This is a genomic window from Geopseudomonas sagittaria (genome assembly GCF_900115715.1).
GTDB lineage: Bacteria > Pseudomonadota > Gammaproteobacteria > Pseudomonadales > Pseudomonadaceae > Geopseudomonas > Geopseudomonas sagittaria.
This window is the reverse complement of record NZ_FOXM01000004.1, coordinates 303,083-315,383: the sequence shown is the minus strand read 5'-3', so window position 1 is coordinate 315,383 and position 12,301 is coordinate 303,083. Positions and strand designations below refer to the sequence as shown.

At 63.6% G+C, this 12,301-nt stretch carries 14 protein-coding genes; 9 read left to right on the top strand and 5 right to left on the bottom strand.

The window, feature by feature from the left end:
* Positions 1-6 precede the first annotated feature (6 nt).
* The 6 genes from BM297_RS07415 to BM297_RS07390 all read left to right on the top strand — a co-directional run bounded on the left by BM297_RS07415 (position 7) and on the right by BM297_RS07390 (position 6,655).
* A complete protein-coding gene (locus tag BM297_RS07415) occupies positions 7-552 on the top strand; it encodes a hypothetical protein (RefSeq protein WP_092429812.1) in 546 nt (181 codons plus the stop codon).
* A 9-nt stretch (positions 553-561) separates the two neighbouring features.
* Complete coding sequence (locus tag BM297_RS07410; protein WP_092429810.1) at positions 562-1,671, top strand: efflux RND transporter periplasmic adaptor subunit; 1,110 nt, start codon at positions 562-564, stop codon at positions 1,669-1,671.
* Between the two features lie 14 nt (positions 1,672-1,685).
* Complete coding sequence (locus BM297_RS07405) at positions 1,686-4,805, top strand: efflux RND transporter permease subunit (protein ID WP_092429808.1); 3,120 nt, start codon at positions 1,686-1,688, stop codon at positions 4,803-4,805.
* A gap of 145 nt (positions 4,806-4,950) precedes the next feature.
* Entirely contained in the window at positions 4,951-5,277 is a 327-nt protein-coding gene (locus BM297_RS07400) for a DUF2790 domain-containing protein (protein ID WP_092429807.1), read from the top strand.
* A gap of 272 nt (positions 5,278-5,549) precedes the next feature.
* Positions 5,550-5,984: a disulfide bond formation protein B gene (locus BM297_RS07395; protein ID WP_092429805.1), complete on the top strand. Its 435-nt coding sequence runs from the start codon at positions 5,550-5,552 to the stop codon at positions 5,982-5,984.
* Positions 5,981-6,655, top strand: coding sequence for a DsbA family protein (locus tag BM297_RS07390; RefSeq protein ID WP_092429803.1), 675 nt, complete (start codon positions 5,981-5,983; stop codon positions 6,653-6,655). The genes BM297_RS07395 and BM297_RS07390 overlap by 4 nt, the downstream gene beginning before the upstream one ends.
* A gap of 138 nt (positions 6,656-6,793) precedes the next feature.
* Here BM297_RS07390 and BM297_RS07385 read toward each other — a convergent pair whose 3' ends face one another.
* The gene (locus BM297_RS07385) at positions 6,794-7,753 is read right to left on the bottom strand and encodes an arsenic resistance protein (RefSeq protein WP_092429801.1); all 960 of its coding nucleotides are present in this window, start codon (positions 7,751-7,753) and stop codon (positions 6,794-6,796) included.
* A 291-nt stretch (positions 7,754-8,044) separates the two neighbouring features.
* Between BM297_RS07385 and BM297_RS07380 the strand changes: the two genes are divergently transcribed.
* A complete protein-coding gene (locus BM297_RS07380; protein ID WP_092429799.1) occupies positions 8,045-8,620 on the top strand; it encodes a recombinase family protein in 576 nt (191 codons plus the stop codon).
* 32 nt (positions 8,621-8,652) lie between these two features.
* On the top strand, positions 8,653-9,018 hold the full coding sequence (locus BM297_RS07375) for a histone-like nucleoid-structuring protein, MvaT/MvaU family (protein WP_092429797.1): 366 nt from the start codon (positions 8,653-8,655) through the stop codon (positions 9,016-9,018).
* Positions 9,019-9,077: 59 nt separating this feature from the next.
* Here the strand turns inward: BM297_RS07375 and BM297_RS07370 are convergent, their stop codons facing one another.
* Complete coding sequence (locus tag BM297_RS07370; RefSeq protein ID WP_092429795.1) at positions 9,078-10,469, bottom strand: DEAD/DEAH box helicase; 1,392 nt, start codon at positions 10,467-10,469, stop codon at positions 9,078-9,080.
* Positions 10,466-11,053, bottom strand: coding sequence for a hypothetical protein (locus BM297_RS07365; RefSeq protein ID WP_092429793.1), 588 nt, complete (start codon positions 11,051-11,053; stop codon positions 10,466-10,468). Before BM297_RS07365 ends, BM297_RS07370 begins: the two co-directional genes overlap by 4 nt.
* Positions 11,054-11,156: 103 nt before the next feature.
* Here BM297_RS07365 and BM297_RS07360 point away from each other — a divergent pair, with 103 nt between their 5' ends.
* Entirely contained in the window at positions 11,157-11,378 is a 222-nt protein-coding gene (locus BM297_RS07360; protein ID WP_092429791.1) for a helix-turn-helix domain-containing protein, read from the top strand.
* A gap of 5 nt (positions 11,379-11,383) precedes the next feature.
* Here the strand turns inward: BM297_RS07360 and BM297_RS07355 are convergent, their stop codons facing one another.
* Both BM297_RS07355 and BM297_RS07350 read right to left on the bottom strand, forming a co-directional pair.
* On the bottom strand, positions 11,384-11,602 hold the full coding sequence (locus BM297_RS07355; RefSeq protein ID WP_092429789.1) for a BPSL0761 family protein: 219 nt from the start codon (positions 11,600-11,602) through the stop codon (positions 11,384-11,386).
* Between the two features lie 62 nt (positions 11,603-11,664).
* Positions 11,665-12,255 (bottom strand): DUF6088 family protein, encoded by a 591-nt coding sequence (locus BM297_RS07350; protein ID WP_092429787.1) that lies wholly within the window; start codon positions 12,253-12,255, stop codon positions 11,665-11,667.
* Positions 12,256-12,301: the final 46 nt, after the last annotated feature.

The following is a 12,301-nucleotide window of genomic DNA, read 5'->3' as shown; positions in this document are numbered from 1 at the left end:
GCAAAGATGACACTGTTTCCAAGGCTGACAGCCTTCACTGTGGCGACCTTGATCGCTGCCGCCCCCTTGGCCACTCAAGCCGGCGAGGGGCATGACCATGGCGAAGCGCCGGCCACTCCGACTGGACAGGCCCTGCCGCGCTTCGCGGCGACTTCCGACTCCTTCGAGTTGGTCGGCGTGCTCGATGGCCACGACCTCACTCTGTGGCTCGACCATGCAGCCGACAACAGTCCGGTCGAGGGCGCGAGCCTCGAACTGGAGATTGGCGGCGTCAAGGTCGAGGCCGAGCAGCACGAAGCCGGCGAGTTCGAGGCCGAGCTGGCGGAAGAGCCCGAGGAAGGCGAGATCGCCATCAAGGCCAAGGTCGTCGTCGGCCAGCGCACGGAGCTGCTGAGCGGTGATCTGGATATCCATCACGACGAGCACGGCGAAGAGTCTGCATCTGGCGCGTCCTGGGGCACCTACGGTGCCTGGGGTGCCGGCGGGCTGGTTCTGCTCGCCCTGCTGGGTTGGGCCATGCGCCGCGCCCGCGTCGCTCCTCGTCATTCGTGAAGGTGTTCCATGAAAACTAATTTTCTGATTTCCGCGGTGTGCCTGGCTCTGCTGTCGCTGACCTCGCCCGCCTGGGCTGGCGAAGGGCATGACCATGGCGAAGAAGCGCCTGCAACCAACAGCAACGGCCCCCAGCGCCTGCCCGACGGCAGCGTATTCCTGCCCAAGCCGGCGCAACGCCAGATCGGGGTGCGCACCTTGCCGCTCGAGACGGCCGAATTGCCGCGCTCGCTGGAGCTGGCCGGCAAGGTGGTGATGGACCCCAATGCCGGCGGCATGGTGCAGGCCGTGCTGGCTGGGCGCCTCGAAGCCGGGCCGCGCGGCTTTCCCAGCGTCGGCCAGGCGGTGAAAAAGGGTGAGGTGCTGGCCTACGTCGTGGCAACCGGCGATGTCCTCGAACGGGCCAATCAGGCTGCGCAACTGGCCCAGCTGCGGGCGGCCAAGGGCCTTGCCGACCAGCGTCTGGTGCGCTTGCGCGAGCTGGCCGATACGGTGCCGCGCAAAGACATCGAGGCGGCGGCCAGCGAGGTCGCGAGCTTGGCGGCGCAAATCGCTGCGTTGAGCTCCGGTATCAATGCTCGGGAAGCACTGCTTGCGCCGGTCTCCGGGGTGATTGCCTCGAGCAACGCGGTCGCCGGCCAGGTGGTCGATGCTCGCGAACTGGTGTTCGAAGTGGTCGATCCCTCCCGCCTGCGCATCGAGGCGCTGGCCTACGACCTGAGCCAGGCCGCCGATGTGGCGGGAGCCACTCTGGCGGTGGGCAGCGAGCGTGTGCCGCTGACCTTCATCGGCGCGGCGCGCAGCCTGCGCGAACAGGCCCTGCCGATGCTGTTCCAGGGCGAGGGAAGCGCCTTGTCCCGGCTGGCCGTGGGGCAGCCGGTGAGGGTCTTCGTGCAGACCGCCAGTCGTACCCAGGGCATCCGGGTTCCGGCAGCGTCGCTGATGAAGAATGCCGCCAACCAGAGTGTCGTCTGGGTGAAGACCGCGCCGGAGCACTTCGCGCCGCGCCCGGTCACCTTTGTCGCGCTGGACGGGGTATCCGTGGCGGTGACCAGCGGGCTTGCCGCTGGGGATCGCGTGGTGACCCAGGCCGCCACTCTGATCAACCAGATCCGCTAAGGGGAGCCTGACCCATGTTCAAGTGGCTCCTCGATAACAGTCTCGGCAACCGCCTGCTGGTGATCATCGCCAGCCTGGTGCTGATGGCCTATGGCGCCTTCACCCTGTCACGCATGCCGGTGGATGTCTTTCCCGATCTGAACAAGCCCACGGTCACCATCATGACCGAGGCCGGCGGCATGGCCGCCGAAGAGGTCGAGCAACTGATCACCTTCCCGCTGGAGACCACCATGAACGGTCTGCCCGGGGTGGAGAGTGTGCGCTCGGTCTCCAGCAGCGGGCTGTCCTTCATCTACGTCACCTTCGACTGGAGCACGGAGATTTTCCGCGCCCGGCAGATGGTTTCGGAACGCCTGTCGGCGATGGAGGAGGGCTTGCCACCGGGCGTGATCCCGCGCATGGGGCCGATCAGCTCCATCATGGGCGAGATCATGCAGATCGCGATTCCCATCGATGCGGACAAGATCACGCCGATGCAGGTTCGCGAGTTCGCCGACTGGGTGCTGCGCCCGCGCCTGATGGCGATCCCCGGTGTTGCCCAGGTGATCCCGATTGGCGGCGAGGTCCGCCAGTTCCAGGTCCAGCCCGACACGGCGCGGATGGCCGAGCTGGGTATCAGCCATACGCAACTGGAGGAGGCGCTCAAGGGCTATTCGTCGAATACCTCCGGGGGCTTCCTCGAGCTTAATGGCCGCGAGTACCTGATTCGCAACCTGGGGCGGACGTCGAGTCTGGCGGATCTGTCGAACCTGGCCATCACTGCCCGTAACGGCCAGCCGATCCTGCTGCGGCAGATCGCCGAAGTGACCTTTGCCGCAGCCTTGAAGCGCGGCGACGCCGGCTTCGAAGGCAAGGCCGCGGTGATCCTCGGCATCCAGAAACAACCGACGGCCGATACCATCCAGCTGACCCGCTCCATCGAGGCGGCGCTGGGGGAAATGCGCAAGTCGCTGCCGACCGGCATGGAGGCTCCCCAGGTCACCTTCCGCCAGGCCAGCTTCATCGAGGCTTCGATCAGCACCCTACAGGGCAAGCTGATCGGCGCCTCGGTGTTCGTCGCGGCGATCCTGTTCTTCTTCCTCGGCACGCTGCGCCCCACCATCATTGCGCTGACCGCCATTCCGGTGTCGATCTTCATCACCGGCCTGGTGTTCAAGTACTTCGGCCTGTCGATCAACACTATGACCCTCGGAGGCCTGGCCATCGCTATCGGTGGATTGGTCGACGATGCCGTGGTGGGCGTGGAAAACGTGCTGCGCCGGCTGAAGGTGGAGCGGGCCAAGCACCCCGAGCACCGCCTGCACCCACTGGAACTGGTGGGACACGCGACCATGGAGGTGCGTTCGGCCATCCTCTACGCCACCATCATCATCGTGCTGGTGTTCCTGCCGCTGTTCGCCCTGCCGGGCATGGAAGGGCGGCTGTTCGTACCGCTGGGGATCGCCTTCATCGTCTCGACCCTGGCCTCGCTGGTGGTCTCAGTGACCGTCACCCCGGTGCTGTCCTTCTATCTGTTGCCGCAGATGAAGTCGCTGGAGCATGGCGACACCAAGTTGCTGGCCTGGCTCAAGAGCCGCTATCGCAGCAGCTTGCAGGCCGTCCTGCAGCGTCCGAAGGCGGCTGTAGTCGCAGGTGGCATCGCCGTGTTGGTCGCGGCGGCGAGCGTGCCGTTCTTCCCGAAGACCTTCCTGCCGCCGTTCAACGAGGGCACCTTGCTGATCGGCCTGCGTCTGAACCCCGGTGTGACCCTGGCGGAGTCCTCGGCGCTGGCCCAGCAGGCCGAGCAGTTGGTCATGCAGGTGCCGGAAGTGACCCACGTCGGCCGCCGCAGCGGCCGTGCGGAGCTGGATGAGCACGCCGAGGGTGTGCACGTCAGCGAGCTGGATGTCGGCCTCAAGCCGGCCTCGGAGCTGACCCGCTCGATGGATGAGATCACCGGCGACATCCGCTCGCGGCTGGTCAATCTGCCGGCGGCCATCGGCATCGGTCAGCCGATCTCGCACCGGATCGACCACATGCTGTCCGGCGTGCGCTCGCAGATCGCCATCAAGATCTTCGGCGAGGATCTGGACACACTGCGCGGCCAGGCAGATGCCCTGCGCGGCAGGCTGGCGGCGATTCCCGGCATCGCCGACCTGGAGATCGAGAAGCAGGTGCTGGCTCCGCAGATCAAGGTGCGCATCGACTACGCCGCCGCCGCCCAGTACGGCGTGCCCGCGCCGCAGATCCTGGCGACGCTGGAGAGTCTGGTCGAGGGCGAAAAGGTCACCCAGATCGTCGAGGGTGGCCGGCGTTTCGCCCTGGTGGTGCGCCTGCCCGAGACGGCACGTTCGGCGGAGGGCCTGGGCAACATCCTGTTCGAGACCCCGACCGGCCGGGTGCCGCTGTCGCGGATCGCCAGCATCGAGGACGGCGACGGACCGAACCAGATCAGTCGCGACGACGGCAAGCGCCGCATCGTGTTGTCGGCCAACGCTCAGGGGAGGCCGCTGTCGGAGGTCGTTGAGGATATCCGCAAGGTGGTCGACGAGAGCAAGCTGCCGGAAGGCTACTTCATCACCCTCGGCGGCCAGTTCCAGGCCCAGGAGGAGGCTTCGCGGCTGGTCGGTCTGCTGTCCCTCGTCTCGCTGGTGCTGATGTTCGTGGTGCTCTACAGCCGCTACAAGTCGGCAATCCTGGCCTCGCTGATCATGGTCAACATCCCGCTCGCTCTGGTCGGCGCGGTGCTGGGCCTGTGGCTGTCGGGGCAGCCGCTGTCGATCGCCGCGCTGATCGGCTTCATCACCCTGGCCGGCATCTCGGTGCGCAACGGCATCCTCAAGGTCAGCCACTACATCAACCTGATGCGCATCGAGGGCGAAAACTTCGACCACGCGATGATCGTACGCGGCTCGCTGGAACGCCTCAGTCCGGTGCTGATGACCGCCCTGGTCACCGCCTTCGCTCTGGCGCCCCTGCTGTTCGAGGCCGAGCGTCCCGGCACGGAGGTGCTGCATCCGGTGGCTGTGGTGATCTTCTCCGGTCTGATCAGCTCGACCCTGCTCGATACCTACCTGACTCCGGCGATGTTCTGGCTGTTCGGCCGCAAGGACACCGAGCGATTGATGGCTGACCGCGAAGCGGGGGCTTTTTGATGGTTTGCCGCATTTCTCAGCGCAACTCCGCCCCTCAGGGCGGGATTGCGCACCACAAAACAACCGTGCTGGCCGGCAAATGATCCGGAAGTTGAAGTCACTGAAGCAGCACTCAGCGAATTACCGAAGTGATAGAGGAATTCAAATGAAAGCTCTGAAAGCAATCTTGGCCATCTCGATGTTTGCCGTCTCTTCCATCGCAATGTCGGCTGGTTTCGACAAGGATCCGGTCAGGATCCTCCAGGAGAACCAGCGCGCCATGGACGCTTACGCCGCAGAGCTCGGGAAACCCGCTCCGAAAGTCGAAATGTATCGCTATGGCATGGAGCTCGATGTAGCCAGGGTGATCAGCGTGACACGCAAGGCCAAGGTCTGTGGCGTGGTGCCGGCGCGGATGACCTTCCTCGACTCGAAGAGTGAGCTCCGGACGGTCGAGTACCAAGCAGTCGGTGGGGGATGCCGGCGCGGCTGAGTGGCGACCGGCTGACCAGCCGCTAAAAATGCCTCCACCTAATGTAAGGAGCGGCTGACTGCTGCCGTGTGGTTGAAAGTGATTTCGCCTGGGCCTAGCCCCTTTCCAGGCTATCGGCGTCCCAGTGGCGCCGATTTTTTTAGGGAATCTCCTATGGAATTTATGGTCCCGACAATTCCTCCTGAAAACTGCCAATCTGGGAGGAGTCGTCATGTTTCAAGTCAATGGGATGGTTGTCCGCTGCTGTCTCGTTACATAACGAGGAGTGGCCAATGAGTACGTCATCATCTTCCGGATTGTGGTCACTGCTTCTAGTCGCCTGGCTGGTGGCGCTGCTGTCGAGCCTCTCCGCGCTGTTCATCGGCGAGGTGATGGGGCAGGCTCCCTGCGTACTGTGCTGGTTCCAGCGCGCCTTCATGTTCCCGCTGACGGTGATCCTGGCCATCGCCTGCTACCGCTCGGACTTCGCCATCTGGCGTTACGCACTACCGCTGGCCGGCATCGGCGCAGGACTAGCTCTCGCCCACACGCTGCTCTATGCCGGGCTGATTCCCCTGCCAATCCAGCCCTGCACGGCTACTGGACCGTCCTGCTCGGGCGCCGGCATGACCATCTTCGGTGGTGTGCCGCTACCGATGCTGGCCCTATTTGCTTTCGCCCTGATTGCCATCCTGCTCCTCGTTATTCGCCGGAGAACTGCCCCATGAATCGCCGTACCCTGGTCCTGATCATCTGCGTTGTGATCCTTGCCGTGTTCGCCGCAGCCGCCTTCCTCTACCCGCGGGTGATACCGACGCAACCGTCGCAGCAGGCCCAAGCACCCGCGCAGGTGCCGGCGGAAGCGCCCAGCGGCAGCAACCTGGTTCGCTTCCACTCGCCGGTATTCGGCCCGGCGCAGGCGCCGGTGACCATCGTCGAGTTCTTCGACCCCTCCTGCGAGGCGTGCCGAGCCTTCTACCCGTATGTGAAGAAGATCCTCGCCGAGAACCCCAACGACGTGCGGCTGGTGTTGCGCTACGTACTGTTCCACCAGGCCTCAGAGGAGGTGGCTCGCATGCTGGAGGCCGCGCGCAAGCAGAACCTTTACTCGCAGGTGTTGGAGGCTGTTCTCGATGCCCAGCCGGACTGGCACGACGACCCCAGGGCGGCCGCAGCCTGGGCCGCCGCCGAGGGCGCCGGTCTGGACGTGGGGAGGGCCCGTGCGGACATGCACACGCCCAGCGTCGACGCCGTGCTGGAAACCGACATGCAGGACGTCAAAGCGCTGGGCATCCGGGGCACCCCGACCTTCTTCGTCAATGGCCGCGCGCTGGACAAATTCGGCCCCGAGCCACTGAGCGATCTGGTGCGCAGCGAAGTCGCCAAGGCCAGGAACTGACACCAAGGGTGCGCTGATAGAGCTTACAGTCCACTATCTGCCGGGAGTCGCATCGGTGCGAGTGGTGTTGCCGGAATGACACCGGCGCTCGCAGGAGTGCTGTTTACGTACGCTACCAAACACTGACAGGTACAGGCTCTAGTTCCCCCTTACCAGCGCCGGGATGGTGCGCAGGTAGATCAGCTCACCGACCAACTCCACCAGGGTCTGGGTTATCACCGCGGCGGCCGCCAGCCCCCTGATCGGCTCGGGCAGGGCCAGCGCCAGTGGCAGTACCACCAGTGAGTTGCGAGTGGAGCTGCTGAAGGCCACCGCCCGCGCCGCCGGCGCCGCCAGACGGAACAGCCTGGCGCTGAACGCTCCGAGTGCAGGGGCGAGCAACATGAACATGGCATAGACCGGCAGCAGCGGAGCGAGCACTTCCAGTTGCCGGGCCACCGCGGCGATCTGCGAACCGATCACGGCCACCAGCACCATTGCCATCGCCGGCACGGGCAGCCAGGCCCAGCCGGCGCTCCAGATGCGCACCGCTGCGGAGCGGCTTGCGCCCAGCTCGGTGGCGACGGCCAGTACAAGGGGCGCGACGATGAGTAACAGGAAGGCCTCGGCAAAGGGCCGGATGGCGATCACCGTGTCCACCTGCGTGCCGAGCATGAGCTGCAGATAGACAGGCAGCATCAGCAGCTGGAGCAGCAGCAGGAGGGGCGTGGCGGCCAGCACCAGTCTCGAGTCGCCCTTGCCCAGGTGGGTGAATACCACCACGTAGTCGATGCAGGGCGTTAGCAGGACCAGCAGGGCACCGGCCAGCAGGGCCTCGTTGGCCGACAGCGGCAGGGTCAGAAGCCAGACCAGCAGCGGCACCAGCACGAAGTTGGCCAGCAGAAGGGCGCCGACGAAGCGTCGGTTGGCAAACGCTTGCCGAAGCTCAAGGAAAGGAATCTGCAGGAACATGGCGTACATCAGCACGACAATTGCCGGTGTGATGGCCATTGCCGCCAGATCAGCCATGCCTTCGGAGGTCAAACCTACGACAGCTGCGATGGCTACAGCGACGAAATACAAGCCTATCTGATGATGCTCCAGCCAGTCTCGCGACATCCTGAGTCTCCCTTGTTTGTGGTGCAGGCATTCTCGCACCTTGAAAGGCGTTATTTCTGGGCTGAGGTGTTTTCAAGCGCCAGGAGACAATTCAGATAAAACAGAAAATAGGTGTGACAGGGGTTCTGAACGATAACTGACGCCACTCATGTGTGCGGATGAGCTATACACTATCCAGACACCCAGAAGGCCCGCTCCCGAGCGTCTGGATAGGGTCTATTTCTGTGTTTTTTGACAGGTGTCCGGCAGCTCTATAGGGTTCATCCATACACATTAACCCTTGGAGGCGGCATGCACGGACAGCGGATCGGCTACATCCGTGTCAGTACCCTCGACCAGAACCCGGATCGACAGCTGGAGGGCACCCAGGTGAGCAAGGTGTTCACCGACAAGGCCTCCGGCAAGGACACCCAACGTCCCCAGCTTGATGCCCTGCTCGGTTACATGCGCGAGGGTGACACCCTGGTGGTGCACAGCATGGATCGTCTCGCCCGCAACCTGGACGACCTGCGCCGCCTGGTGCAGCAGCTCACCGGCCGCGGTGTTCGGATCGAGTTCATCAAGGAAGGGCTGACTTTCACCGGCGAGGATTCACCGATGGCCAACCTGCTGCTGTCGGTGATGGGGGCCTTCGCCGAGTTCGAGCGCGAGCTGATCCGTGAGCGGCAGCGAGAGGGGATCGCGCTGGCCAAACAGCGTGGCGCCTACCGTGGTCGGAAGAAGGCTCTGAGCGACGCCAGGATTGCTGAGCTGCGTCGGCGCGCCGAGGCTCGAGAGCCGAAGGCTGCCCTGGCCCGCGAGTTTGGGATCAGTCGGGCCACCCTCTATGAATACCTGCGTGCTGGCGACTCGACGCTCGCATCGTGATTTGATTTCGCTACAAAATCAAAGGAGATGACATGTCCAAACTTGCCGAATTTCGCCGCGCCGAGCAGGCCCTCAAAGAACAGCTGGCCCTGCTGGAGAAGCTCCAGGGCGACAGTGGCCTCAAGCGTGAAATGGAGTTCGAAGACAAGCTGAAGGCGCTGATGGAGGATTACGGCATGGATCTGGCGACGGTGGTAGCCATCCTCAATCCGCAGCCGGTAGAGCTTGAGCCGGTTGGCCCGGCTGCCGTGATGCGGCGCCGCCCCCGCCAGGTGAAGGTGTATGTGCAGCCGGTTACCGGCAAGCGCATCGAGACCAAGGGTGCCAACCATGCCCAGCTCAAGGACTGGAAGGCTGAGTTCGGTGCTGAAGTGGTGGAGGGCTGGCGGCTGGCCTGAGTCGCTCGGCCAGACTTCGGGCAGCCTCACCCTAGTTGAGGCTGCCAGCTGCTCGACTGTCAGAAGCAAGCCAACAACAGCTGCCGGTAGTGCTGCGAAAAGCTGACCTGATAGCTCGGCTCAGCAGCAAAATCCCCCAGCGAGTAGGCGCCCGCCGAACCTACCCCAAGATCCTGCCCGGCCTCGCCACCTCCGCTGCCATCGGCATCGCTGCCGGCCCCCATTCCGCCAGCCATCGAGCCAGAAGGGGCGGCGGGTATCTGCACCTGACTGAGCACCGCCAGGTCATCCGGCAGATCATCCGCAATGCGCTCCGCAAAGTGCCGCAGCGTGGGCTCAGCCAGCATGAACAGCCAGGCCTGATCATCGGGCTCGCCAATGCGCCGCAGTACCCGTCCCAGCACCTGCCGGTAGTGCAGCTCGGTACGGATGCGACTGAGGTAGCAGCACACCTGCAGGCGGGGGATATCGGTGCCCTCGCTGATCATCCCCACGGCGACGATCCAGCGGCAATCGCCGTGCCTGAAGGCATTGATCACCTGCTGGGCATCCGGAGTCCGGTTAGTCACGACCCGGCAGCCTTCCCCTCTGGCCTCCAGTGACTGAGCAATCTGCTGGGCATGCTCGATATCGGTAGCGACCACCAGGCCGGCCGCATCCGGCTTGACCCGGCGAAGCTCATCCAGCTTGCCGCATCCCAGGCTGAGTAGTTGGTCGATTAGACCGTCATGACGCAGCAGTTCTTCGAAGGTGACGGGGGATTCCCCCAGCAGCTTGGCGATGCTGGGAAACAGCCTGACGGTGCTCTCGGTCTCCAGCTCCTCCGTGAGCTTCACCCTCTGGTTGTCGAGGAGGACGATGCGGGGCGAGCGGCACGCCCGGTCCACAATGGCCTCCCTCAGGCCATAGCGGAAGTCACAGATCAGGTGCCCCTCGGGCGACGAGTAGCGGGCCAGGGCAATGGCACGGTCGTCCGAACGCCATGGCGTGCCGGAGAGGGCCAAGGTGAAAGTGGCGCGGTCCTGTATCCGTTGCAGGATCTGCTGCCCCCAGGCGTTGCTCAGCAGCGGATCATGGCCGGCGCAGTGGTGGATCTCATCGAAGACGACGAATACGCGGTAGTCGTCGAGGAGCTGCCAGAACCCCTCGTCCCGATAATCCATGGCCTGATAGGTGTACGCGGCCCCCACAGCGCCGAGCAGACCGTCCAGACGCTTGCCGAGTACCGCCGCAAAGGTCGAGCGGAAACCGTCGACGACCTGGCACGACGGCGCGAAGCAGAGCACCAAATCGATCTTCCCTTGCTCCAGCAGGCACCGGGCCAGCTCTGCCGCCATGCGTGTCTTGCCGGCGCCGGGCGTTGCCTGGCAGAAGAAGTGCGGCGTGGAAATGAAGTGCTCCAGCGCCGAGTCGATACAGCGGCGCTGCCAGTCTCGAAGGGATGACGTCATCGCGCAGAGGCAAGCGTCTTGAGCGTCTTCTCGACAGCGCGGAGGTGCCCGAGCAGGCGCGAGCTGCGATCTCTGGCCTCCAGGTACTCGCCCTCGACCTTGTCGCGGAGATGCGGCATGTCATCGAGGAGCTGCTTGTATCGCTCCGCCTCGCCCATCGCCGACAGGAAGTCCAGCCGGATCTCCTTGAGGAGCGTTTCCAGATGCTGCTCCACATCGGATGAAGGGTTGAGAGGCATCGCGTTTTGTTTGGGCACTGATTCCCGCTCTGGCTCACGTGCAGTCTTGAGATTGTTCTCGAACCCGTTGTCAATCAGCTCCAGCTGCAGATGTGCCGGAATTGGTCGCAGGTGGTAGACCTGGCCCCGCGTGCGGTGCTCTTCGTCAGGTACAAGCCAGCCTGCACGAAGCATGCGACGGATCTGCTCGTACACATACCGGCGCACATCGCCGAGACGAAAGGTCGTTCCCTTCAGGCGCTTGGCGTAGGCATCCCGCAGATCACGGGTCGTGAACTGCGTGCGCCCTTCCTCCTGAAGCAGCTCATACAGCCGCCTGTCGAAGATGAACGGGGCAGATTTCATGCGGATACCCGAGGGGTCGTAGCGGAAAAATGCGGATTATAATCCGTGGTTTGTGAGTCCGCAAACGCAGGATAGTGCCGCCTCAAGTGGAGTTGAGGCGGTCATGGATCAGTTGGCGAAAGCGTTGGGGGCACGCATCCGGACGCAGAGAAAGGCCTGTCGACTTTCTCAGGATGCACTGGCGCTGGCCTGCAGCCTTGACCGCAGCTACATGGGGCGCATCGAGCGCGGTGAAGTGAACATCACCATCGAGAAGCTGTACCGCATTGCCAGCGTGCTGGCCTGCGACCCAATTTCTCTCCTGCCTCAAGTGACGGAGCTATAGGTCGACTAGTCGATCCTGGAGCTCAGGAAAACCCACGGCAGGCCGTCCCCGCGCTGTTCCTCTACCTTCCCGGCAAGCAGCACCTCATCGGCGGTCGGGTAATGACGCAACAGGCGATGAGCCTCAGTGCGCACAGCCTCAGGTAGCGCCTGGTCACGGGACAAGTCGACCAGAAACTCTCGGGTTTGAATGATTGCGCGGGTGCGCTCACTCGGCATCGTCATTCCGTTCTCCTTGTATCAATCTCATCTGGCTAAATGCTCTGCCTGGCCATTGGTTCATGGCGTCAGACCGGCGGAGGGCCAGCCAGGGCCTTGCTCATCCAGGCAGGCATTTTGCAGGCTGCCAACTGCTTGAGTTCGGCCTGCGTCAGCTCGCTTTTGATCTTCGCGACTGAAGTCGGATTCACGCCTTTCCTGCCTAGGTAGAAGAGCGCTACAAGGGCCAGGCCCACTTTGTTTCCGGCGTGCTGCAGCTTTTCTTGGGAAACATGTCGGAGCCGTATCGTCAGGGCACCGATTCGAATCTCTCGACTGGAGCCGCTCGTATACAGCACAGGCTGTGTTTGCATCTGAGTGCTCAGATGAAATGCCCTTGCAGCCTCGGCACCATGCACCTGGATCGTTTCGTGATTCTGCTTGGCGATGACTCGGATCACGGCCAAGGCACTGGGGCGGACACTGCCGACATACGGACTGATCTTCGGGCGCATGTAGATCCCGCGAGTGATCCGCTCCAGCTCGCCAGTGCTCACCAGCCGGGCTATCGCCTTGCCGACAGCAGAGCGTGACCCCAGCCCTGCAAAACGTCGAGAGCTGAACAGTCGCCCCTTGGGCAGGTATTTCACCTGTTGCCAGAGGGTGGAGGCTATGGACATGGCGCATCCATGCGATCAGAAAGCGTGCCGCTCATGGGCGCCAACC